Origin of the sequence: Nocardioides yefusunii, assembly GCF_004014875.1 — a bacterium.
Classification (GTDB): Bacteria; Actinomycetota; Actinomycetes; order Propionibacteriales; family Nocardioidaceae; genus Nocardioides; species Nocardioides yefusunii.
Genome location: NZ_CP034929.1, coordinates 1053903 through 1076037, shown reverse-complemented (window position 1 = coordinate 1076037; position 22135 = coordinate 1053903). Strand labels below are relative to the sequence as shown.

Genomic DNA, 22135 nt, shown 5'->3' with positions numbered 1-22135 from the left:
TGAGCCGGGGGGTCAGTCCACCGGAACGTCGACAGCCACCCGGGTCCCCACGCCCTGCGGGCCTTCTCCCATCTGGAGGTGGCCCCCCAACTCGGACTCCACCAGAGTCCGGACGATGGAGAGACCCAGGTTGGTCGAACCGTCCAGGCTGAATCCGTCAGGCAGACCCACACCGTCGTCCACGACCTCGATGTGAAGTCGCTGGCCGGCCTTGACCGCCGACAGCACGATGCGTCCGTGATCACCCTCGGACAGCAGGTCGACACCGCTCGCCGCCCCCGTTGCGCCCTCGGCGCCGGGGGCGGAGTCGGTGGTGAGGTCGGGATACCCGTGCTCCACTGCGTTCTGCAGCACCTCGGTGACCACCATCGCGAGCGCCGTCGCGCGCTCCGAGGTCAGACGACCGAACGTGCCCTGGCGCTGGATCCGCACCGGAGTGTCGACGGCCGACACGTCGGAGACCATCCGCGCCAAGCGGTCGGCGATCTCGTCGAAGTCGACGTGTTCCTCCACGGCCTGACTGAGCGTCTCGTGGACGATCGCGATGGAGCCGACACGTCGGACGGCCTCGGTGAGCGCTGCACGGGCCTCAGGGCTTTCGATACGACGCGCCTGGAGGCGCAGCAGGGCCGCGACGGTCTGCAGGTTGTTCTTCACCCGGTGGTGGATCTCGCGGATCGTGGCGTCCTTGGTGACCAGCTCACGTTCACGACGACGCAGGTCGGTGACGTCGCGCAGCAGCACCAGGGCACCGATGTGCTCACCCCGAGGACGCAGCGGAACAGCCCGTACGATCACGGAGACCTCGTCGGTGACGATCTCCGCGTCCCGATGCCACTTGCCGCTCAGGACGGCGCTGAACGTCTCCTCGTCGTTGCGACGGTTCGACGGCACCAGAGAACGTGTCAAGTCGCCCAGCAGCATCCCCGCCAGGTCTCCCTGGAGGCCGATGCGGCGGTAGACCGACAGGGCGTTGGGGCTGGCGTAGGTGACGCGCCCAGCGGCGTCGACGCGCATGAAACCGTCACCCACGCGTGGGGTGTCGGCGGCGTCGCTGCGCTGGGCGTCGGTCGGGAAGTGACCGCGCGAGATCATCTGCGCGAGGTCGGAGGCCGTCTGCACGTAGGCGAGTTCCAGGCGAGACGGGGTGCGGACACCGAGGAGGTTGGTGCTGCGCGCGATCAGCGCGATCACGCGGTCTCCACGGCGCACCGGGATCACCTCGACCCGGACCGGGACGTCCTCGCTCCAGTCGGGGTCACCCTCACGGATCAACCGCTGCTGCTCCCACGCCTGGTCGAGCATCTTGCGACGTCCCACGGGCAGGAAGGTTCCCACCACGTCGTCGAAGAGCGCGGTGGGACCGGTGGTGGGGCGCATCTGGGCCGCGGCCCAGTAGCCGCGGTCCTCGTGGTCACGCAGCCACAGCACCAGGTCCGCGAAGGACAGGTCGGCGATGATCTGCCAGTCCGCCATGAGGCGGTCCAGCCAGTTCACGTCGTCGGCGTCCAGCGTCGTGTGGGCTCGTACCAGTTCGTTCAGCGAGGGCACACTTCACACACTAGGCCCCCACCTCGTCCCCCTCTGCGTCAGGGACTCCCTCGGCTGACCGACGGCACGGAATGGCGCGGAATGGCGCGGAAATGCAGAGGACCCCCGGCCGAAGCTGGGGGTCCGATGCTCTTACGCGCTCAGGCGTTGGGGCGCTTACCGTGGTTAGCGCCCTTCTTCTTACGAGCGCGGCGCTTGCGGCCGGTCTTGCCCATGGTGTTCCTCCTGGAATGTCAGAGGTACCCATCCTCTCAAACGAGAGGTGGGGGACGCTAATCAGCCCCGGGAAACGGACACCCGGAACCTCACGCCCGACCCGTCACGACGACGCACCAGACGTCGTCGAACGGCTCATTCGTTGGTGATGCGGACCTGGACCTGACGGATCTCCACCAGCAGTCGGTCCCGCAGCGAACGCGGAGCGACCTCGGAGCACGACCGCGCGACGACCGACTTCACGGTCTTCTGCAGGTCGTACTTGCTCAGGCACGGACCGCACTCCTCCAGGTGGCTCCGGACGGCGTCGCAGTCGGCGTCGTCGAGCTCGTTGTCGAGGAAGTACACGATGCGCTCGAGGTAGTCGGCGCAGCCTTCGGTGTGGTCGTGACTCATGCCTTCTCGTCCTTCTTGGAGGCCTTGGCGGCGGCCTTGTCCACCGTCGAGGTGGGCAACAGGTCGTTCTCTCGGACGTAGTCGCTGAGCAGGTCGCGCAGCTGACGACGGCCACGGTGGAGTCGCGACATCACGGTCCCGATGGGGGTGTCCATGATCTCGGCGATCTCCTTGTAGGCGAAGCCCTCGACGTCGGCCAGGTAGACGGCCAGCCGGAACTCCTCGGGGAGACGCTGCAGCGCCTGCTTCACCTCGGAGTCAGGGAGGTGCTCGAGCGCCTCGGTCTCGGCGGACTTGAGACCGCCCGAGGTGTGCGACTCGGCCCGCGCGAGCTGCCAGTCCTCGACGTCCTCGGCCATCGACTGCTGGGGCGCGCGCTGCTTCTTGCGGTACGTGTTGATGAACGTGTTGGTGAGGATGCGGTACATCCACGCCTTCAGGTTCGTGCCCGGCTTGAACTGGTGGAACGCCTGGAACGCCTTGGCGAAGGTCTCCTGGACCAGGTCCTCGGCATCGGCAGGGTTGCGGGTGAGCCGGAGCGCAGCCGAGTACAGCTGGTCGAGGTGCTGCAGGGCGTCACGCTCGAACCGCTCGGCGCGCTGGGTGTCGGTCTCTTCGACCACGGAGTCACTCATCGGGTCCCACACTAGCGTCGAACCGGTGGACTGGGAGTCCTGTCGCGTCGGCGGGGCGGGCTGGACGGTGGTGCCGTCGAGCTCTGCTGCGAGGTCGACGACGCCGGGCTGGGGCGCGGTCATCGTGGTCACGTCTGCACAACACGTCCCCGGCCCGGGTTCATTCCCACCGCCGTCCGCGGACGCGGCGAGACATGGGTCTCAGCGCACGAGTCCGATCAGGCCCCGGCGGCCTCGCGCGTCAACCACTCCAGGGTGGCCTCCACGATCACGGCCAGCGCCTCGTCGGCAGAGACACCCGATCGCTTGGTCACCCGGAAGGAGTGGTCACCGTCGGGGACGACGGCGAGGTCGACGTCGTCGGGGAACTCCTCGGGACGGCCGAAGGTGTCGCGCTCCCCCTGCAGCACCAGCGTCGGCAGACCAGCGGCGCTGGGCAGACGCAGTTCGTCCAGGCGCGACTTCTCCGGTCGGCCCGGCGGGTGCAGCGGGAAGGCGAGCGGGAGCGCCGCGACGGCACCGACCTGGTCGGCCGTGCGGCAGGCCGAGCGGGCACCGGCGGACCGGCCACCCACCACCAGCGGCACGTCGGCGAAGCGTTCCCGGAGCGCTGCGGCCGCGGCCACGAAGGCGACGTCGAGGGTCGCGGGTGGGGTGGCGAGTTTGCGCCCCGCCACTCGCCAGGGCTGTTCGAAGAGTGCGACGACGACGTTCTGCGCCGGGAGCGCGAGGGCGAGGGCCTGCAGGTCTGCGGTCTCGACACCGTTGCCGGCGCCGTGGCTGAGCAGCAGCACTGCCTCGGGCGCAGCACCGCCGGGCACGAGGTGCAGGTGCAGGCGGCCCTCGCCCTGCGGGGTCTCGACCCGCATCGCCTCGGGGGCGTTCGTGTTCACAGGTCCTCCTCCAGCAGCGACAACTGTTCCCCGGGCACCGCGGCCCGGCCGTTCTCCACCGGGAGCGGTGCGAGCAGGTCGGGGCCGTTGTTGCGGACGCTGTTGACGGTCCGGGCGACGGGGTGAGCCGTCATCGTGCCCGCTCCTGCCGGCCTGACCAACGCCACCACCTCGTCGACATCGGTGAGCGCCGGGTCGAGCCAGGCGTCACGGAGGTCATCGGGAACCGTCAACGGCATCCGGTCGTGGACGTGGGCGAGGTCGGGGGTCGCCTGCGTGGTCAGCACCGTGCAGGTCCACACGAAGGGGTCCGGGTGGTCCGACGGCAGGGCCGGATCGCGCCAGATCTCGAAGAGGCCGGCCATCGTCAACGGAGATCCGTCGGCCGGGCGGACGAACCACGGCTGCTTCGGCACCTTCGCCCCAGCCGTGCCAGCCCCGTCCCTGCTGAGGTCCTGCCACTCGTAGTACCCGTCAGCAGGCACGAGGCAGCGTCGGGCGCTGAACGCACGCCGGAAGGCCGGCTTGGTCGCAGCGCTCTCACTGCGCGCGTTCACCATCCGCGCGCCGACGCTGACGTCCTCGGCCCACCCGGGGACCAGCCCCCAGCGCAGGGTCCGCAACTGACGCGCCCCGGGGACGTGGAGACCCTCGGAGGTGACGCGGTCGGGACGCTCGAGGACGACCGGGACCTGCGTCGTCGGGGCAACGTTGTAGTTGGGGTGCAGCGGTGTCCGCACCAGGTTCTCGACGACCTCGTACTCATCGACGAGGTCCTCGGCACTGCTCGAGGACGCATACCGGCCGCACATGGCGCCCAACCTACGCCCACGCGCCGACACTGATGGGCGGGGAGAGTCAGCCGCGGGAGAGTTCGTCGACGAGGAAGGCGCAACTGCTCTCGGTGGCCGGCAGGCCCTCGATCCAGATCCGGACGTCGCTCGCACCGGGTCCGAGCGCACCGGGGATCAACGTGCGCAACACCTTGACCCGACGCCCCAACCGGTCGTCGCGTTCGACGAGGGCGATCAGCCGGGCACGACGGACCCGCACCACCACCTCGTCACCACCGAAGACGGAACGGATGACCTCGCCGGTGGTCGTCACGCGGAGAGTCACCGCGAACGGGTCCACGGCCTGGCCCGTCAGCTCGGGGAGATCCACCACGACGAGCGCGTGGCTCTCACGCGGATGCACTCCCCCGGCCCGATGGCGACGGAACGAGGTGTCGAGCAGGGTCCGCAGGTGGGCACGGGAGGCGAGTCCGGTGAGCGGGTCCTCGCAACTGATGGTGTTGACCGCCGACAGCGTCGTCTCGCTCCACGCCACGACCAGGGACCGCACGGCGTCGAAAGGAGGTGGGGTGCCGACGGTCTCCATGAACGCGGCGTGAATACCGGAGAGTGCCTCCGCTGCGGAGACGCCGTCCAGGGCCAGTTCACGTCCCAACGACTCGCAGGCTGCCAACGGGCTCTCGCACGCCACCAGAGCTTCGCGCACCGCCTCCGTCGCACGGGGTGCGACCGGGCTCGGATCTGGAGGGACCTGCCCTGAGGTGCTCCGGGGAGCGGGCGAGGTCGGCTCTCCGTCGACGCCGCGGGCGAAGAATCGCATCTCGCACCTCCTGCGGGTCTGTGGGTTCGTCCGGAATTGAATCCGGGGCCGAACACGCTGTCATCGAGGGGACGGGCGCACCGGGCGACCATGACGCGGTTCGAGGGGAGAATCTTCTCCCGCCCCGCTGACTCCCCCCGTTGCGGGGTGCGCCGATAGGCTGGAGAGCAGCGGCTCTCACCCGAGAGCCTCGCGCCGCCACCAGCACGCCCACACCCCCATTCGGGGGCGTGCTCCACGGCCTCATCGCTCGAGCAGTCCGCAGGAGAACCGTGAGCAGTACCTCGCAGGTCGTCGGCGAACCCAGCGACGCCGAACTGATCGCCGCCGTCCGCGGTGGCGACCTGGCCGGGTACGGCCTGCTGTACGAACGTCACGTGGAGGCGGCCCGTCGGCTGGCCCGCCAACTCTCCCCCGGCCCCGACGCGGACGACCTCGTCGCGGACGCCTTCGCCAAGGTGCTGGGCACCTTGCAGCGTGGCGGCGGACCGGACGTGTCGTTCCGTGCCTACCTGCTGACTGCGGTGCGCAGCGTCAAGGTCGACGGCATCCGTGCCTCCTCGAAGGTGCAACCCACCGACGAGATCGAGGCGTTCGACCCGGGCGTGCCGTTCCGTGACACCGCCGTGGAGGGCTTCGAGAACGCTGCCGCGGCAGCCGCCTTCGCGTCGCTGCCCGAGCGGTGGCAGCTGGTGCTGTGGCACACCGAGGTCGAGGGCCAGAAGCCCGCCGAGGTCGCGCCACTGCTCGGCATGAGCGCCAACTCCGTCGCCGCGCTGGCCTACCGCGCCCGCGAGGGTCTGCGTCAGGCGTTCCTGACCCAGCACGCAGCCGAGGCCGACGACGACACCTGCCGCTGGGCACACCAGACGATGGGTGCCTACGTCCGCAAGGCCACGTCGAAGCGCGACACCGCACGGATGGACGAGCACCTCAAGGACTGCGTCAGCTGTGCCGGCATCTACGCCGAGCTGGCCGAGGTGAACTCCAACCTCGCCGCGATCCTCGCTCCCCTGCTCCTGGGCGGTCTCGCCACCGGCTACCTCGCCACTGCCGGCGCCGCCTCAGCTGCCTCCGGTGGCGTGCTCGCCATGCTCTTCGGTCGAGTCCGGGACGCCGCCACGTCCAACGTGCCGGCCACCGTCGCGGTGGGCGTCGCGGGCGTCGCGACTGCAGGCATCGCGGCCGCTGCTGCCGCGGGCTTCATGCCCTTCCTCGGCTTGTCCGGCGGCCCCGAACCCGACCAGTCCTCGGTCGCGGCTCCTCAGGCGCCTGCGACGTCGTCATCCCCTGCGTCCCCGTCGTCCCCGTCCTCTGCTGCTCCCTCGCCCGGAGCCACTGCTCCCGCGCCCAGCGCCACGACCACGGAGAAGGCAGAGACCCCGACGCCGGTGGCGGCCCCCGAGCCGATCCTGCCCGACGCCGTGGTGCCGAGCCCGGACTTCACCGCGCCGGTCGCACCGCAGGCCACGCCCCGACCGACGCCGACCTCGCGCCCCACCCCGCCCCAGCGCCCCGAGCCCTCGGCGCAGCCGTCACCGCGCCCGAGCGCCACCCCCACTCCTTCGCGTCCGACACCGACCCGGGTCCCGACGCCGACGCCGACGCCCACCCCCATCCCGACCCCGACGGTCACGCCCACGCCCACAGTCACTCCCACCCCGACGCCGACGCCGACGCCGACGCCGACGGTCACGCCCACGCCCACGCCGACGGTCACGCCCACGGTCACTCCCACCCCGACCCCGACGCCGACGCCCGAGCCCGCTGCGGACCTCGCGATCACGGCGACCTCGGTCTCCGACGGCTCCCTGGGTCACGAGGTGACCGTGACCGTGACCGGTCTCCGAGTGGGCGCCGAGGCTGAGGTCCACTTCAGCCTGGACAGGTTCCTGACCACCATCACGGCCGACACCCCCGGCTGCAGCACGTCGGGCTCCACCGCGGTGTGTCGTCTCCAGGGCACCGGTACCGACATTCGGGTCGTCTTCAGCGTGACCACCCTGATCGGCGCCACCGCGAGCATCAGGATCGTCGGCGCCGACGACCCCAACCCTGACAACGACGTCGTCCACCTGACCCTGGCTCGCTGACGCCTGTTCCCGAGCCACGCGGGCTCACGCCTGCGCGCGAGCGCCAACTAGGGTGGTGGGGTGAGCCTGAGCACGGAAACCCTCCTGGACCCTTGGCCCGCTCCGCGCGCCGTCACGCCTGTCGACGTCACGGTCGCGCTGCCGGGCAGCAAGTCGCTGACCAACCGCGCCCTGCTGCTGGCTGCGATCGCTGACGGACCCAGCACCGTGCGCCGTGCTCTGCGTTCGCGCGACACCCTGCTCATGGCCCGGGCGCTGACCGCCCTGGGGTGCGAGGTCGACACCTCCGGCGCCGACTGGCGCGTCACTCCCGGACTCGACGCCGCGGGCCCCGCCGAGCGCAGCATCGACTGCGGTCTGGCCGGCACCGTCATGCGTTTCGTCCCGCCGGTGGCAGCCCTGGCCGCCGGATCCACGGCCTTCGACGGCGACGCCCACATGCGCAACCGTCCCGTCGGAGCGATGCTCGAGGGTCTGCGTGCCCTCGGTGTCACCGTCGAGGACGACGGCCGTGGCGCCCTGCCGTTCACCGTGTGCGGTGACGGCACCGTCCAGGGTGGCCACGTCGTCATCGACGCCTCCGCCTCCTCGCAGTTCGTCTCCGCGCTGCTGCTCGCCGGCGCCCGCTACGAGAACGGCGTCGACGTCGAGCACCGCGGTGCCCCGGTCCCCTCGCTGCCGCACATCGAGATGACCGTCGAGATGCTGCGCGAGCACGGCGTCGTCGTCGACGACTCCGTCAAGGACCGCTGGACCGTCTCCCCCGGCACCGTGAAGGCCATGGACCACGAGGTCGAGCCCGACCTCTCCAACGCTGCCCCCTTCCTGGCCCTGGCCGCCGTCTCCGGCGGACGGGTCGTGGTGGAGGGTTGGCCGCAGCGCACCACCCAGGCCGGCGACGTCCTGCGTGAGGTGCTCACCGCGATGGGCTGCACCGCCCGCTTCGTCGAGGCAGGCCTGGAGGTCACCGGCCCCGCCGACGGCCAGCGTCTCCAAGGCGTCGAGCTCGACCTGCACGACCACGGCGAGCTCGCCCCCGCGATCGCCGCGCTGTGCGCCCTGGCCGAGACCCCGTCGCGTCTGACCGGCATCGCCCACATCCGTGGCCACGAGACCGACCGCCTCGCCGCCCTCGCCACCGAACTGAACGCACTCGGCTCCGACGTCGACGAGCTCGAGGACGGCCTCGTGATCCGTCCCGCGACCCTGCACGGCGGCGTCTTCCACACCTACGCCGACCACCGCATGGCGCACGCCGCGGTGATCATCGGAGCGGCCGTCGACGGCGTGGAGGTGGAGAACGTGAACACCACCTCGAAGACCTTCCCCGACTTCGCACCGTTCTGGTCTGGCCTGCTGGTGGAGGCCCGACGATGAGCCGCCGCTACGACGAGACCGACCACGAGAGCTACGAGCGTCCGCGCCGTCGCACCCGTCCCCGCACCAAGGACCGCCCCAGCTACGACGAGGCCGTCGAGGCGCTCGTCGTCACCGTCGACCGTGGCCGGTTCACGCTGCTCCTCGAGGGACGCATCGTGATGGCGATGAAGTCGCGTCCGCTGGGCCGCAAGGGCGTCGTGGTGGGCGACCGGGTCCGCGTCGTCGGTGACGTCTCCGGCGACGACGGCACCCTGGCCCGCATCGTCGAGGTCGTGCCCCGCACGACGACGTTGCGCCGCACCGCCGACGACGACGACCCGGTGGAGCGGATCATCGTCTCCAACGCCAGCCAGTTGGTGATCGTCACCGCCCTGGCCGATCCCGAGCCGCGCCCCCGCATGATCGACCGCTGCCTGGTCGCCGCGTACGCCTCGGGCATGCAGCCGCTGCTGTGCCTGACCAAGGCCGACCTGCGCGACCCTGAAGAGCTGCTCTCCACCTACCGCTCCCTCGGTGTGCCGTGGGTGGTCACGAAGCGCGGCGACGACGTCTCCGCGATCCGTGAGCAGTTGGCCGGGCACACCTCGGTGATGGTGGGCCACTCCGGCGTCGGCAAGTCGACCCTGGTCAACGCCCTCGTTCCCGACGCGCACCGCACCGTCGGCCACGTCAACGCCGTCACCGGACGCGGGCGCCACACCTCCACGTCTGCCTACCTGCTGGCGCTGCCCGAGACCGAGGGCCAGGAACCCGGCTGGATCATCGACACCCCCGGCATCCGGTCCTTCGGTCTGGCCCACGTCGAGCCCGAACTGCTGATCGAGGCGTTCCCCGACCTGGAGGAGATGACCGAGGACTGCCCGCGCGGTTGCACCCACGGTTTCACCGAACCCGAGTGCGGTCTCGACGCCGCTCTGGAGGCCGGAACCACCGACCCGGCACGCGTGGAGTCGTTCCGTCGGCTGCTTGCGGCACGTGAGTCGAAGCACGAGGACTGACCCCGCACCGGCACGCCTGTCCGGAGTACCGGGGTACGGGGAATAGCCTGTACCCCATGACCTCCAGCGCCACCCCCGACTACACCGACGACCTGCGTCTGGCCCACGTGCTGGCCGACGACGCGGACTCGCTCACCATGGCGCGGTTCAAGGCCCTCGACCTGCACGTCATGAGCAAGCCGGACCTGACCCCCGTCACCGACGCCGACAAGGACGTCGAGGCCGGGATCCGCCGCACCCTGTCGCGTGTCCGCTCCCGTGACTCCGTGCTCGGCGAGGAGGAGGGCACCACCGGCACCTCGTCGCGTCAGTGGATCGTCGACCCGATCGACGGCACCAAGAACTTCGTCCGTGGCGTCCCGGTCTGGGCGACCCTGATCGCTCTCGCCGTCGACGGCGAGGTCGTCGTCAGTGTCGTCTCCGCCCCGCAGCTCAACCGTCGCTGGTGGGCCTCGAAGGGCAACGGCGCGTGGACCGGCAAGAACCTGCTCAAGGCGACCCGCTGCGAGGTCTCCGACGTGCGTCGTCTCGAGGACGCCTCGTTCTCCTACTCCTCGCTCTCGGGCTGGGAGGAGCGCGGCCTGCTCGAGGACTTCGTCCAGCTCTCGCGTCGCGTGTGGCGCACCCGCGCCTACGGCGACTTCTGGTCGTACATGTTGGTCGCCGAGGGCGCCGTCGACATCGCGGCCGAGCCCGAGCTCGAGCTCTACGACATGGCGGCGCTCGACATCATCGTGCGCGAGGCCGGCGGCCGGTTCACCTCCCTGGCCGGGGAGGACGGCCCGTGGGGCGGCAACGCCGTGGCCTCCAACGGACACCTTCACGAGGCGGCCCTCGCCTTCCTGGGCTCGCGTCGCGACGACAACGACCCCGACGAAGCCCCCCGCACCGGTGGTTCGGTGACCGAGCTGCGGCCCCGTCCGATCGACTGATCCTCCGCGACCGGGTGACTCCCTGATCGACGTCCGACGCCGCTCCTGCCATCCGGCAGGGGCGGCGTCATCGCTTCTCAGCCCTCCTGTGACCTGAGCGTGCTTCCACCTCACGCCTCCCCCGCCTACCGTGACGGAAACACGACTGTCGAAGGAGGACCGATGACGTCATCCACGATCGACGTGGGTCAGGTGCTGAGCACCAAGACGAGTGGCACGGTCGCCACCGTCAGCCCGGACGTGTCCCTGCAGGACCTGCTGGACCTGCTCGTCCACCACGACGTCGGTGCGCTGGTGGTCAGCCGCGACGGCGAGACGGTGCTGGGCATCGTCTCCGAACGCGACGTGATCCGTCGTCTGCAGGTCGGCCGTGCGGTACTGGGGCTGCAGGTCGCCGCAGTGATGACCGAGGCGGTCCACACCTGTGAGCTCTCCACCCCGCTGGAGCAGGCAGCACGACTGATGACGGTGCACCGGGTGCGCCACCTGCCCGTCATGGAGGACGGGAAACTGGCCGGGATCGTGTCGATGGGCGACGTGGTCGCGCACTGGCTCGACAACCGCTTCGACGCGGACGTCTGAGACCGGCGTCCGACCCAGCCGGACGACGAAGGCCGTACCCGGGCGGGGTACGGCCTTCGTGCTCGTTCAGGAGCGGATCAGCCCTCGATCACCGGGACGGTCGACAGCGACGTCGCGAGCTCCTCGTCGGAGAGCTGGGAGTCGCCGCTCAGGTTGCCCTTGAGGTAGGAGTCGAAGGCACCCAGCTCGAGCAGGCCGTAGCCGGAGAGACCGATCACGATGACCGGCTCGGTGCCCTCCTCGTTGGCCTTGAGCACCTCGCGCTTGGCCTGGGCCAGGGCGTGCGAGGACTCCGGGGCGGCGACGATGCCCTGGGTGCGGGCGAACTCGACGGCAGCAGCGAAGCACTCGTCCTGGGCCAGGGCGACGGGCTCGACGTACCCCTCGTGGACGACGTGGGAGACCAGCGGAGCCATGCCGTGGTAGCGCAGGCCACCGGCGTGGATCGGGGACGGCACGAAGTCGTGGCCCAAGGTGTACATCTTCATCAACGGCACGAGGCCGGCGGTGTCACCGAAGTCGTAGGCGAAGGTCCCACGCGTCATCGTCGGACACGAGGCGGGCTCGACGGCGACCAGACGGGCCTTCTTGCCCTCCACGAGGTTCTCCCGCAGGAACGGGAAGATCAGACCAGCCAGGTTGGAGCCACCGCCGGCGCAGCCGATGACGATGTCGGCACCGGTCTCGCCGGCCTTCTCCAGCTGCTTCACGGCCTCCTGGCCGATGATCGTCTGGTGCAGCAGCACGTGGTTGAGCACCGAACCCAGGGCGTACTTGGCGTCCGGAGCGGCCGCGGCCACCTCGACTGCCTCGGAGATCGCGATGCCCAGCGAACCCGGGTGCCCCTCCTCGAACGCACGGCCCGACTCGGTGTCCTGGGACGGGGAGCGGTAGACCTTGCCGCCGAAGACCTCGATCAGGGTGCGGCGCTGCGGCTTGGTGTCGAAGGAGTGACCGACCTGCCACACCTCGCACGTCATGTCGTAGAGCGAGCAGGCGTAGGACAGCGCGGTGCCCCACTGGCCGGCACCGGTCTCGGTGGTGAGGCGGTTGATGCCGTTGATCTTGTTGTAGTAGGCCTGCGGGACTGCGGTGTTGACCTTGTGCGAACCGGCCGGCGAGCCACCTTCGTACTTGACGTAGATGCGGGCCTTGGTGCCGAGCTTCTCCTCCCACTTCCGGGCGCGGATCAGCGGAGCCGGACGGTACTGGGCGTACACCTCCTGCACTGCCTCGGGGATCTCCACGTACCGCTCACCGGTGACCTCCTGCTCGATCAACTCCGGCGGGAACAGCGCGGTGAGGTCGTCGGGGCCGACGGGCTGGTGCGTGCCGGGGTGCAGCGGCGGCGCCGGAGGGGTCGGGAGGTCGGCGACGATGTTGTACCAGTGCGTGGGACGCTCGTCGGGTTCGAGGTGGAAGGTGACCTGCTCGGTCATGTGTCACTCCAAGTCGTTGCGGGGCTTGACCCGTGGCAGAGCCGGGGGCCGGTGGAGGAAGCGTACGAGCCCCACGGGGTCGTGCGTGGCGCGACCCTCGTGGGATGCTGGTTCCCGCGGTCGTCGCCTCCACAGTGACGGCCCCCACAACGTCCGAACCCTCTGACAGGAGAGTCCGTCATGGAGAAGCCCGAAGTCGACCCGCACATGGGTGACGCCCCCACCGACCTGGAGATCACCGACCTCGTCGTCGGCGACGGCGACGAGGCCAAGGCCGGCAGCACCGTCTCGGTCCACTACGTCGGAGTTGCTCACTCCACCGGTGAGGAGTTCGACGCCTCGTTCAACCGCGGCGCCCCGCTCCAGTTCCGCCTCGGCATCGGCCAGGTCATCTCCGGCTGGGACACCGGCGTGCAGGGCATGAAGGTCGGCGGTCGTCGTCGTCTCGTCATCCCGCCGCACCTGGGCTACGGCAACCGTGGCGCCGGTGGCGTCATCAAGCCCGGCGAGACCCTGATCTTCGTCGTCGACCTGCTCGAGGTCCGCTGACCTCCGCACGTCACTGAACGACGAGAAGGCCCCCACGACGCAGCAGCGTCGTGGGGGCCTTCTGCTGTTCGGGGTGAGGACCTCACCAGGGGAGGTTGTCCTCCACCTCTCCGTGCACGACGCGGGCCGAGAAGCCGCCGCGGGCGACGATGTCGCCGTCGACGAGCTGACGGCCGCGCCGCGTGTCGACGTCACCGTTGACGGTGACCTCTTCGTTCGCGAGCACGGCCTTGGCCTCGCCGCCGTGCTCGACCAGGTTGGCCAGCTTGAGGAACTGACCGAGACGAATCGTGTCGTCCTTGATGCTGACGTCCATGGGTGCACTCATGGGCTCATTCTCCCCCGTGCCCGCGCCGCACGGCGATTCACCACGTCGTGGCGGGCCGACGTGGCCCGCTCAGCCCAGGAACTGGCTCAGGGCGTGGATCAGGAGCCCCACCAGACCACCCACGACGGTGCCGTTGATCCGGATGAACTGCAGGTCCCGACCGACGTGCAGCTCGATCTTCTCCGACGCCTCCGCGCCGTCCCAGCGCTCGATGGTCTGACCGATCACGCCGGTGACCTCACGTCCGTACCGCTCCACCAGGAACGTCGCGGCATCCTGGGCCAGCACGGTCAGACGCTCACGCAGCACCGCGTCGGTGCGCAGCCGGGCACCGAAGGCCGTGACCTCGACCAGGGCGCGCTCACGGACCGCGCCCTCGGGGTCGGCCAGGGAACCGACCAGTGCACGACGCAGGGCGGTCCAGAGCGAGACCGCGGTCTGGGTGAGCTGGGGGTGGTCCAGGAGCCGGTTCTTCAACGCCTCGGTGCGGTCCTGGGTGGGACCGTCGGCGAGCAGGTCGGTGGCGAGCTGGGCCAGCAGCGAGTCGAGCGCCTGACGCGCCTCGCTGTCGGCGTCGTCACGAATGTCCTCGAGCCAGCGCAGTGCGTACTCGTGCAACTTGCCGATGACGGCCTCGTTGACCTTCGGCGGGGACCACCATGGTGCCCGCGACTCCAGCATCGAGGTGAACGACTCCGGGTTGGCGACGAGCCACCGGTGCAGCTCGACGACAGCGAGGTCCACCAGTCCGTGATGGGCACCGTCCGCGACGACCTCGGCGAGCAGGGTGCCGACCAACGGCGAGATCGGCTCCTCACGGAAGCGCGGCACGAGCCCCTGGACGATGAAGTCGCTGACGTGCTCGTCACGCACCTTGGCCAGCGCCGCACCGAGCACCTCGGAGCCTTCGTCGACCACCTTCTTCGCATGCGCCTCGTCGGCCAGCCAGTCACCGACCCGAGCCGGGATCTCGGCACCGGCCACGGCGTCGCGCACCACGTGCTCGGCCAGGAAGTTGTCCCCGACGAAGTCCTGCAGGCCTCGCCCGAGGTCGTCCTTGCGGCGCGGGATCAACGCGGTGTGCGGGATCGGCAGCCCCAGGGGGTGACGGAACAGTGCGGTGACCGCGAACCAGTCCGCGATCGCACCGACCATCGCGGCCTCGGAGGCGGCGTTGACGTAGCCCCAGGCGCCGTCGCGGCCGTGGGTGAGCACGTAGACCAGTGCGGCGAGGAGGAGCAGCGTGGTGGCGACGCCGCGCATGATCCTCAGACCACGACGGCGAGCCGCATCCTGGTCGGGGTCGGGGGTGGTGATCGGCGTCGGCCCGGCGGCGGCACCCGTCGGGGACACAGCAGTCTGTGGAGTCATCACGCCCATCATGGCAGCGCGTGCGAGGATTCCCCCATGACCCGGGCCGTGAACCGCCCCCCTCGCGGCGCCAGAACCCCCCGACGCACCCTCATCGGCGTCGCGGCTGCTCTCGCCCTCTCGACGTTGGCTGTCCTGCCGGCCCCGCCGTTCGCGGCGACGCCGGCCGCTGCTGAACCTGCGTGGGCCAGCACGGCCCACGACTACGGTGTCGGTGTCGCGACCGCCAGCACCTGCTCGGCGAAGATCTGTGTCCACCGTGCCCTCAGCGGCCCCGACGCCGCCTCGGCAGCGTGGGCCGAGAAGACACTGCGTCACGCCGACACCGCGTGGCGCACGCTCGTCGACGGCCACGGATACCGGGCCCCGGCGGCCAGCCCGTCCTCCGACGGAGACGAGCGCTTCGACGTCTACCTGGCCGATCTCGCTCCCCAGGGCCAGTACGGTCGGGCGATGTCGGGCGACGACGTGCCGGGGCAGACCCGCCGTTCCCGGTCGTACCTCGTGATCGAGAACGACATGGCCGGGATGGGGCGCCATGCAGCCGCCGACCTGGCGGCGACCGTCGCGCACGAGTTCTTCCACGCCGTCCAGCTCAACATCGACGACGCCGAGGACACCTGGTTCATGGAGGCCAGCGCCACCTGGGCCGAGACCCAGGTCTTCCCGCACCTCCCCCGCAACCGCCAGTACCTGATGCACGGCCAGGTCGGACGTCGTGGCCTGCCGCTCGACAGCCCCTCCGGCGCGTACGGCAACCACGTCTTCGTCGAGCGTCTCGCCGCGGTCGCAGGACGCGACGCGGTGCGTCAGGTCTGGAACCGTCTGGACGCCTCGACCGGTTCCCGCGACGAGAATCCGTTGCAGGCCGTCGCGGCCGTCCTCGCGGCCCGGGACATGACGTGGCGTGACTTCTACACGGGTTTCGCGGTCGCCAACCTCACCCCGGGACGTTCCTACCCCGCTCACGTGGGCGGGACCATGCAGCGCCCCGACACCACCGTGAAGCTCGGGCCGCGACGTCGGTCCACTGCGCAGACGGCCCGGCTCCCGCACCTGACCTCACGCGTGACGGCGTACAAGGTGGCGTCCTCGGCCAAGAAGCGACGCCTCCGGATCACGATCACCAGCACCGATCCCGAGCGCACCGGAGCGATGGTCCTGGTGGAGCGCAAGGACGGGTCGTTGCGCCGGGTCCCGGCCCGCCTCTCCGCCTCCGGACGCGCCACCGTGACGGTGCTGGCCAAACGCAAGCGCGTGAAGAGGGTTCTGGTGGTCACCACCAACACCTCGCGCGCCTTCCGCGACTGCGGCAACGACTCGGGCTGGACCTGCGGCGGTATGCCCGTGCATGACCGGACCAAGGTCACCGTCAGCGCGAAGCTCCGCTGAGGCCGAGACCTCAGAGAGCCTCAGCGCCTCAGAGGTCGCGAATCATCTCCACGACCTCACGGCGCAGGACCTTGCCCATCGCGTTCAGCGGCAGTTCCTCCACGACGAAGAACCGACGCGGCACCTTGTAGGGCGTCAGCGCCTCACGGCAGAACGTCTTGAGGTCGGCGCCGGTGATCTCCACCCCGAACTCCGGGACGACGGCGGCGACGACCTGCTCGGATCCGTCCGGGCCGGTCAGGCCGACGACGGCCGCGTCGGCGACCGCGGGGTGCTCACGCAGCACGGCCTCGACCTCGGAGGGGTAGACGTTGAAGCCGCCGGTGATGACGACCTCCTTGATCCGGTCCACGACGGTGATGAAGCCGTCCTCGGCCATCGTCACCACGTCGCCGGTGCGGAACCAGCCGTCGTGGAAGGCCTTCGCGGTCTCCTCGGGCAGGTCCTTGTAGCCGTCGAAGACCTGCGGTCCCTTGACCAGCAGCTCACCGCGCTCGCCCAGGGCGACATCGTGGTCGAGGTCCTCGCGGTCGACGATCCGGACCTCGGTGTCGGGGAACGGCACACCGATCGAACCGGGACGACGCCCCTTCGACATCGGGTTGCCGACGATCACCGGAGAGGTCTCGGTGAGGCCGTAGCCCTCGCAGAGCACGCCCCCGGTGAGGGATTCCCACTGCTCGACCAGCTCGGCCGAGAGCGGCATCGCACCGGAGAGGGCGTAACGGACACCCTTGATCGAGATGCCACGCTCCACCGACGCGTCAGCGATGCGGCGGTACAGCGGCGGCACGGCCGGCAGGAACGAGGGGACGTCACGCTTGATCGCGTCCATCACCAGGCCGATCTCCGGCTTGGGCAGCAGCACCAGCTTGGCCTTGACCGAGAGGCCCAGCAGCACCGAGACGGTGACGCCGTAGGCATGGAAGAGCGGCAGGCACACCATCACGCTCTCCTGACCGGGCACCATGCCGGAGACCCAGTGCTGGCCCTGGATGACGTTGGCGATCAGGTTGCGGTGGCGCAGCGGCACACCCTTGGGGGTGCCGGTGGTGCCGGAGGTGTAGAGCAGCAGCGCGACGTCGTCCTCGGCGGGACGGGGGTGCGCGGCGCCGAGCGGCTCACCCTTGAGCAGCGTGCTCCACGGGATGGCGTCGGGGGCCGGACCGGTGAGCGCGTCGCGGCTCTCGCGGGCCTTGGCGATCGGCAGGCGCAGCGCGACCCGCTTGAGCAGCGGCAGTTCGGCGGTCATGTCGACGGCGACGACGTCACGCAGGGCGGTGCTGCCACGCAGCGACTCCACGACACCGACGACCTTGTCCCACACGATCGCGACGGTTGCACCGTGGTCGACGAACGGGCCGCGCAACTCGGCGGCGGTGTAGAGCGGGTTGTGCTCCACCACGGTCGCTCCCAGGCGCACGACCGCGAGGAAGGCGACGACGTTCTGCGGGCAGTTCGGCATCACCAGGGCGACGTTGTCGCCGGCCTTCACACCCATCCGACGCAGCGCACCGGCGACCCGGAGCACTTGGTCGGCCACGGTGCGGTAGTCGGTGACGCGACCCAGGAAGTCGAAGGCCGGACGCTCGGCGAACTCCTCCAGGCCGTCCTCGAAGACGTCGACCACGGTCCGACCGGCGTAGTCGACGGTGAGCGGGACACCGGGGGCGTAGGACTGGGCCCACAGCGGGGACGGAGCGTTCATGGCGACCTTCTCGAACAGGGGGGATCGATCCCGACCAACCTACCCGTCCCGGCAGGCCCCGTGGCGCGGACACTCGGGCACACCCTCGCCGGCGTGGCTACCATCACCGGATGGACAGCACACCCGCCCCGGCCCGGACCTCGGTCACACTCGCCCTCGGCGGCGGCGGAGCCCGGGGATACGCCCACATCGGCGTGATCCAGGTCCTCGAGGAGAACGGCTTCGACGTCGTCGGTGTCGCTGGCACGTCGATGGGTGCGCTGATCGGGGGCCTGCACGCAGCGGGTCATCTCGACGCCTACGCCGACTGGGTCTCGTCCCTGACCCCGCGCGACATCATCCGGCTGATCGACCCCAGCCTGCGCTCCCCCGGCGCGATCAAGGGCGAACGGATCATGGCCAAGGTGATCGAACTCCTCGACGGCGTCCGGATCGAGGACCTGCCGGTGCCGTTCACGGCCGTGGCCACCGACCTGCTCCACCGCAAGGAGGTGTGGTTCCAGGAAGGCCCCCTCGACATGGCGATCCGCGCCTCGATCGCGCTGCCCAGCTTCTTCGCCCCCGTCGTGCTCAACGGCCGCCTCCTCGCCGACGGCGGGATGACGAACCCGGTCCCGATCGCGCCGCTGTCCGGCCAGCCCAGCGACCTCACCGTCGCGGTCAACCTGTCGGGTCCCCCGTCGGGACGCGAGAGTCTGGAGTCGTGGACGAGAGCGTCCTCAGAGCCGGGACAGAGCGGCGACTGGCAGGAGAAGCTGGCCCGCACCGCCACCCAGGTGCTCGACAACGAGGCCGGTCGGCGGATCTCGCAGTGGCTCACCCATCGCCGCCATGACGACCACGACCAGGACGAGTCGGCCTCCCCCACCCTCGCCTCCAGCGCCCCGGAGGTGGGTGTCAGCGAGGCGTTCGAGGAACTCCCCTCGGCACTCAACATGATCGACGTCGTCGAACTCTCCTACGACGCCCTGGAGTCGGTGGTGCTGCGCTACCGGCTCGCCAGCTATCCGCCGGACCTGATGGTGACGCTGCCCAAGAACATCTGCCGCACGCTCGACTTCCACCGGGCAGCGGAGATGATCCAGGTCGGACGCGAGTACACCGAACGAGCACTCGCCGAACGCGAACGCGCTGCCGGCTTCTGACACCGGGCAACGTGGCCCACATCGGTCGGCTCAGGGCAGACCGATCCTGAGCACCGCCCTCAGCCCGCGCACGCTGTTGTCCTCAAGTTTGAGGCTTCCTCCGTGGGCGAGGGCCACCGACCGAGCCACGGCCAGACCGAGCCCCCGGCCCGCGGGCGAGGTCAGGTCGGTGTCGCCACGTTCGAAGGGCTGCAGCAGACGGGCGCGCTCACGCACCGGGATCCCGGGGCCGCGATCGGCGACCTCCATCACCAACTGGTCCTCCGCCACCCTGACCTGCACCTCGACCGCAGTCCCGCTGTCGGTGTGCCGCACGGCGTTGTCCACCAGGGCGCTGAGGGCCCGACGGGTCTGGACGACGTCGACCTCCACCACCGCACGGGGAGCGGCGAGGACGACCTGGACGTCGGCGCGTGAGCGGGCACGGTGCCGCTGGACCACCTGGTCGGCGAGATCGGCGACCTCGATCGGCTGCCGTTTGACGCGACCGGCGCTCTGCAGGTCGACCAGGTCGGTGACCGTGTCGGCGATGTGCCGCAGACGCTCACCGGCGGTGCGTACGGCGGTGCGTACGGCGGTGAGGGACCGGACCGCCTGCACCGGCAGCACGGCGACGAGTTCGGAGGAGAGGTCTTCGAGCACCTCGGCATGACCCAGCAGTGAGGTGAGCGGGGTGCGCAGTTCGTGGTTGAAGGTCTCCACGAGGCGGTCCCGCAACATCTCCTGGTCGCGGGTGGCCTCGTACTCCCCAGTGACGTCGTTGAACAGGACGATCCCGCCCAGAGGGGCGCCACGCCGGTCCCGCAGTGGGCCGCCGCTGCAGCGCAGGAACCGCAGCGTCCCGTCCTCACGGAGCAGACTGACCAGCTCGTCACGAAAGGCTTCCCCGGCCCGGGCCCGGGTGAAGGGGTCCTCGTGACGGTCCAGGAGTCGGGAACCGTCGGCGGAGCGGACACGGAAGCGGCAGCGCGCCGCGTCCCCCGGAGCGAACCTGACCTGGGCCAGGTCCTCCAGAGTGGGGCTCATCATGGTCATGATCCCGAACGCGTCGGTCACCGCGATCGCCAACGCGGTGTCGCGCATCAGTGCGTCGAAGAGGATTCCACCGTGAGCATTCGTGCAGTGCTCAGGCTGGCTGCACGCGTCGTCGGCGGTCTGGTCCATGGCCCAGAAATATCACGCAGGAACGGCCCCGGAGAGGGGCAGAAAACCGTTTCCCCAACTCCGGTCACCACGGCTCAGGCGGCCCGCACCCGCGCGTGACACGGGCGTGATCGAGGCGTGATGGTGGCGCCGCCACGGACTCATCCCTCAGGCATGACCGCCGCGCTACCCCCCGTCAGTCGGGGTACTGACACGACAGTGGGCCGCACCCTGCGTGGGATGCGGCCCACTGTGCGGGGCGTTCAGGGTCAGGGACGTGTCGCGGGTGGCGTCACTGGTCGCGCAGGGACACGTGGTTGCGGATGACCTCGGAGATGATGACGCCCAGGATCTTCTCGGCGAACTGCGGGTCGAGGCCGGACTCCTCGGCCTTCGCACGCAGGCGCGCGATCTGGTACTCCTCACGCTTCGGGTCGGCCGGCGGCATGTCGGCGCTGGCCTTCAGCTCTCCCACCCGCTGCGTGCACTTGAAGCGCTCGGCGAGCAGGTGGACCAAGGTGGCGTCCAGGTTGTCGATGCTGGCGCGCAGGCGGGCCAGTTCAGCAATGGCCTTCTCGTCACTCATGGGGCCAATGCAAACAGGCCGCGGGCCCGGACGCAGCACCGGGTCCGCCCCGCGAACAGCCGACGGCTGTGCGCGACGAGGACCCGGTGGTCGTGGCGCAAGGTCGATCAGCGCGGGACGAAGGCCCAGTAGTCGAGGTCGAGGAGAACGCCGGGGGCGTACTTCCCGTCCTCGCCACGCAGCGTCATCGACTCGTCACGACCGCTCGTGGCCACCAGACGCAGGCGCAGGGCGCCGACGCCGGGGGCATCGGTGTCGGCCTTCTCCAGCACCTCGCTCCAGGCGTAGACGGTGTCGCCACCGAAGGCCGGGGCGACGTGCGAGCCGGCGTTGATGGCCGCGATCAGCTGGGCGTTGGCGAGCCCGTTGAAGGAGAGCGCACGGGCCAGGGAGATGACGTGGCCGCCGTAGACGAGGCGGCGGCCGTCAGGGCGGGCCTCGGTGTTGAAGTGCACCTTGGCGGTGTTCTGCCACAGACGGGTGGCCATCATGTGCTCGGCGTCGGTGAGCGTCACGCCGTCGACGTGGTCGATCTTCTCCCCGACGGTGTAGTCGTCGAAACGGTGCTCTTCACCGGCGGAGGCGAAGTCGTACTCGGAGAAGTCGAGGCCCTCGGGGATGATCAGGCTCTCGGGAGCCACGGAACCGGCGAGGTCGGGGATCACGGTCTCGGGGGCGGGGGCGTCGACGTCGCGCTTGTGCACCATCACCCAGCGGGCCCACTCGATCGCGATCTCCTCGCGCTGGTTGACCGCGGTGGAGCGGACGTAGACGACGCCCGACTTGCCGTTGGAGTTCTGCTTGAGGCCGATCACTTCCGAGGTGGTGGTGAGGGTGTCACCGGCGACGACGGGACGCTTGAACCGACACTCGGCGTACCCGAGGTTGGCCACGGCGTTGAGGGAGATGTCGGGGACCGTCTTGCCGAAGGCGACGTGGAAGGCGATGAGCTCCTCCACGGGCGCGTCGGTCAGGCCCACCTGGTGGGCGAACTCCGACGACGACGGGAGCGCGAAGCGGGTCGGGTAGATCGCCCCGTACAGCGCTCGGTCGCCCTCGGTGATCGTGCGCGGCGTGGCGTGCTCGATCACCTGTCCGACGGTGAAGTCCTCGAAGAAGTTGCCTGCGTTCGTCTTGGCCATGCGCGCCATTGTGCAGGCGCACCCCCACCCTGCGGGCCGAAC

General features: G+C 70.1%; 22 protein-coding genes. 8 read left to right on the top strand and 14 right to left on the bottom strand.

Annotation, left to right across the window (positions count from 1 at the left end; genetic code table 11):
- Positions 1-12: 12 nt before the first annotated feature.
- The 7 genes from EOV43_RS04785 to EOV43_RS04760 form a co-directional block, all read right to left on the bottom strand.
- Positions 13-1551, bottom strand: a complete 1539-nt coding sequence (locus EOV43_RS04785; protein ID WP_128219919.1) for a sensor histidine kinase — start codon at positions 1549-1551, stop codon at positions 13-15.
- A gap of 140 nt (positions 1552-1691) precedes the next feature.
- Complete coding sequence (locus tag EOV43_RS15940; RefSeq protein ID WP_369759046.1) at positions 1692-1766, bottom strand: 50S ribosomal protein bL37; 75 nt, start codon at positions 1764-1766, stop codon at positions 1692-1694.
- Positions 1767-1902: 136 nt separating this feature from the next.
- On the bottom strand, positions 1903-2163 hold the full coding sequence (gene rsrA, locus EOV43_RS04780; RefSeq protein WP_128219918.1) for a mycothiol system anti-sigma-R factor: 261 nt from the start codon (positions 2161-2163) through the stop codon (positions 1903-1905).
- A complete protein-coding gene (locus EOV43_RS04775; RefSeq protein WP_128222152.1) occupies positions 2160-2798 on the bottom strand; it encodes a sigma-70 family RNA polymerase sigma factor in 639 nt (212 codons plus the stop codon). Before EOV43_RS04775 ends, rsrA begins: the two co-directional genes overlap by 4 nt.
- 218 nt (positions 2799-3016) lie before the next feature.
- Entirely contained in the window at positions 3017-3691 is a 675-nt protein-coding gene (locus EOV43_RS04770) for an alpha/beta hydrolase family protein (RefSeq protein ID WP_239022235.1), read from the bottom strand.
- Positions 3688-4503 carry an SOS response-associated peptidase gene (locus tag EOV43_RS04765; RefSeq protein WP_128219917.1) on the bottom strand — a complete coding sequence of 272 codons (816 nt, stop codon included), beginning with the start codon at positions 4501-4503 and terminating at the stop codon, positions 3688-3690. Before EOV43_RS04765 ends, EOV43_RS04770 begins: the two co-directional genes overlap by 4 nt.
- A gap of 46 nt (positions 4504-4549) precedes the next feature.
- Positions 4550-5305 carry a nucleotidyl cyclase domain-containing protein gene (locus tag EOV43_RS04760; RefSeq protein ID WP_128219916.1) on the bottom strand — a complete coding sequence of 252 codons (756 nt, stop codon included), beginning with the start codon at positions 5303-5305 and terminating at the stop codon, positions 4550-4552.
- A 272-nt stretch (positions 5306-5577) separates the two neighbouring features.
- On the opposite strand from EOV43_RS04760, the gene EOV43_RS04755 reads away from it, so the two are divergent.
- From EOV43_RS04755 to EOV43_RS04735, 5 genes are all read left to right on the top strand, one after another.
- On the top strand, positions 5578-7398 hold the full coding sequence (locus EOV43_RS04755) for a sigma-70 family RNA polymerase sigma factor (protein WP_164878724.1): 1821 nt from the start codon (positions 5578-5580) through the stop codon (positions 7396-7398).
- A gap of 60 nt (positions 7399-7458) precedes the next feature.
- Positions 7459-8775, top strand: coding sequence for a 3-phosphoshikimate 1-carboxyvinyltransferase (gene aroA, locus EOV43_RS04750; RefSeq protein WP_128219914.1), 1317 nt, complete (start codon positions 7459-7461; stop codon positions 8773-8775).
- A complete protein-coding gene (gene rsgA, locus EOV43_RS04745) occupies positions 8772-9776 on the top strand; it encodes a ribosome small subunit-dependent GTPase A (RefSeq protein ID WP_128219913.1) in 1005 nt (334 codons plus the stop codon). Before aroA ends, rsgA begins: the two co-directional genes overlap by 4 nt.
- Positions 9777-9832: 56 nt before the next feature.
- Positions 9833-10708, top strand: coding sequence for an inositol monophosphatase family protein (locus EOV43_RS04740; RefSeq protein WP_128219912.1), 876 nt, complete (start codon positions 9833-9835; stop codon positions 10706-10708).
- A 162-nt stretch (positions 10709-10870) separates the two neighbouring features.
- Positions 10871-11290, top strand: coding sequence for a CBS domain-containing protein (locus EOV43_RS04735; protein ID WP_128219911.1), 420 nt, complete (start codon positions 10871-10873; stop codon positions 11288-11290).
- A gap of 77 nt (positions 11291-11367) precedes the next feature.
- On the opposite strand, the gene EOV43_RS04730 is transcribed toward EOV43_RS04735, so the two are convergent.
- Entirely contained in the window at positions 11368-12729 is a 1362-nt protein-coding gene (locus tag EOV43_RS04730; RefSeq protein WP_128219910.1) for a TrpB-like pyridoxal phosphate-dependent enzyme, read from the bottom strand.
- 180 nt (positions 12730-12909) lie between these two features.
- On the opposite strand from EOV43_RS04730, the gene EOV43_RS04725 reads away from it, so the two are divergent.
- Complete coding sequence (locus EOV43_RS04725) at positions 12910-13278, top strand: FKBP-type peptidyl-prolyl cis-trans isomerase (protein ID WP_128219909.1); 369 nt, start codon at positions 12910-12912, stop codon at positions 13276-13278.
- Between the two features lie 82 nt (positions 13279-13360).
- Here the strand turns inward: EOV43_RS04725 and EOV43_RS04720 are convergent, their stop codons facing one another.
- Positions 13361-13606 carry an RNA-binding S4 domain-containing protein gene (locus EOV43_RS04720; protein WP_128219908.1) on the bottom strand — a complete coding sequence of 82 codons (246 nt, stop codon included), beginning with the start codon at positions 13604-13606 and terminating at the stop codon, positions 13361-13363.
- Positions 13607-13675: 69 nt separating this feature from the next.
- Positions 13676-14977, bottom strand: coding sequence for a DUF445 domain-containing protein (locus EOV43_RS04715; protein ID WP_206611394.1), 1302 nt, complete (start codon positions 14975-14977; stop codon positions 13676-13678).
- A 36-nt stretch (positions 14978-15013) separates the two neighbouring features.
- Here EOV43_RS04715 and EOV43_RS04710 point away from each other — a divergent pair, with 36 nt between their 5' ends.
- Positions 15014-16369, top strand: a complete 1356-nt coding sequence (locus EOV43_RS04710; RefSeq protein ID WP_128219907.1) for an MXAN_6640 family putative metalloprotease — start codon at positions 15014-15016, stop codon at positions 16367-16369.
- A gap of 28 nt (positions 16370-16397) precedes the next feature.
- On the opposite strand, the gene EOV43_RS04705 is transcribed toward EOV43_RS04710, so the two are convergent.
- Positions 16398-18077: a long-chain-fatty-acid--CoA ligase gene (locus tag EOV43_RS04705; RefSeq protein ID WP_128219906.1), complete on the bottom strand. Its 1680-nt coding sequence runs from the start codon at positions 18075-18077 to the stop codon at positions 16398-16400.
- 110 nt (positions 18078-18187) lie between these two features.
- On the opposite strand from EOV43_RS04705, the gene EOV43_RS04700 reads away from it, so the two are divergent.
- Positions 18188-19222, top strand: coding sequence for a patatin-like phospholipase family protein (locus tag EOV43_RS04700; RefSeq protein WP_128219905.1), 1035 nt, complete (start codon positions 18188-18190; stop codon positions 19220-19222).
- Between the two features lie 30 nt (positions 19223-19252).
- Here the strand turns inward: EOV43_RS04700 and EOV43_RS04695 are convergent, their stop codons facing one another.
- The 3 genes from EOV43_RS04695 to EOV43_RS04685 all read right to left on the bottom strand — a co-directional run bounded on the left by EOV43_RS04695 (position 19253) and on the right by EOV43_RS04685 (position 22093).
- Positions 19253-20386, bottom strand: a complete 1134-nt coding sequence (locus EOV43_RS04695) for a sensor histidine kinase (RefSeq protein WP_128219904.1) — start codon at positions 20384-20386, stop codon at positions 19253-19255.
- A gap of 271 nt (positions 20387-20657) precedes the next feature.
- A complete protein-coding gene (locus tag EOV43_RS04690; RefSeq protein WP_128219903.1) occupies positions 20658-20951 on the bottom strand; it encodes a chorismate mutase in 294 nt (97 codons plus the stop codon).
- 107 nt (positions 20952-21058) lie between these two features.
- Positions 21059-22093 (bottom strand): MaoC family dehydratase, encoded by a 1035-nt coding sequence (locus EOV43_RS04685; protein WP_128219902.1) that lies wholly within the window; start codon positions 22091-22093, stop codon positions 21059-21061.
- Between the last annotated feature and the right edge of the window lie 42 nt (positions 22094-22135).

Excerpts from the sequence above, each read along its gene's own strand:
- EOV43_RS04720 (WP_128219908.1), bottom strand. The coding sequence starts at position 13,606 with ATGAGTGCACCCATGGACGTCAGCATCAAGGACGACACGATTCGTCTC.
- EOV43_RS04730 (WP_128219910.1), bottom strand. The coding sequence starts at position 12,729 with ATGACCGAGCAGGTCACCTTCCACCTCGAACCCGACGAGCGTCCCACG.
- EOV43_RS04710 (WP_128219907.1), top strand. The coding sequence starts at position 15,014 with ATGACCCGGGCCGTGAACCGCCCCCCTCGCGGCGCCAGAACCCCCCGA.
- EOV43_RS04715 (WP_206611394.1), bottom strand. The coding sequence starts at position 14,977 with ATGACTCCACAGACTGCTGTGTCCCCGACGGGTGCCGCCGCCGGGCCG.
- rsgA (WP_128219913.1), top strand. The coding sequence starts at position 8,772 with ATGAGCCGCCGCTACGACGAGACCGACCACGAGAGCTACGAGCGTCCG.
- EOV43_RS04685 (WP_128219902.1), bottom strand. The coding sequence starts at position 22,093 with ATGGCCAAGACGAACGCAGGCAACTTCTTCGAGGACTTCACCGTCGGA.
- EOV43_RS04695 (WP_128219904.1), bottom strand. The coding sequence starts at position 20,386 with ATGGACCAGACCGCCGACGACGCGTGCAGCCAGCCTGAGCACTGCACG.
- EOV43_RS04775 (WP_128222152.1), bottom strand. The coding sequence starts at position 2,798 with ATGAGTGACTCCGTGGTCGAAGAGACCGACACCCAGCGCGCCGAGCGG.
- EOV43_RS04765 (WP_128219917.1), bottom strand. The coding sequence starts at position 4,503 with ATGTGCGGCCGGTATGCGTCCTCGAGCAGTGCCGAGGACCTCGTCGAT.
- EOV43_RS04725 (WP_128219909.1), top strand. The coding sequence starts at position 12,910 with ATGGAGAAGCCCGAAGTCGACCCGCACATGGGTGACGCCCCCACCGAC.
- EOV43_RS04690 (WP_128219903.1), bottom strand. The coding sequence starts at position 20,951 with ATGAGTGACGAGAAGGCCATTGCTGAACTGGCCCGCCTGCGCGCCAGC.
- rsrA (WP_128219918.1), bottom strand. The coding sequence starts at position 2,163 with ATGAGTCACGACCACACCGAAGGCTGCGCCGACTACCTCGAGCGCATC.
- EOV43_RS04735 (WP_128219911.1), top strand. The coding sequence starts at position 10,871 with ATGACGTCATCCACGATCGACGTGGGTCAGGTGCTGAGCACCAAGACG.
- EOV43_RS04760 (WP_128219916.1), bottom strand. The coding sequence starts at position 5,305 with ATGCGATTCTTCGCCCGCGGCGTCGACGGAGAGCCGACCTCGCCCGCT.
- EOV43_RS04740 (WP_128219912.1), top strand. The coding sequence starts at position 9,833 with ATGACCTCCAGCGCCACCCCCGACTACACCGACGACCTGCGTCTGGCC.
- EOV43_RS04705 (WP_128219906.1), bottom strand. The coding sequence starts at position 18,077 with ATGAACGCTCCGTCCCCGCTGTGGGCCCAGTCCTACGCCCCCGGTGTC.
- EOV43_RS04700 (WP_128219905.1), top strand. The coding sequence starts at position 18,188 with ATGGACAGCACACCCGCCCCGGCCCGGACCTCGGTCACACTCGCCCTC.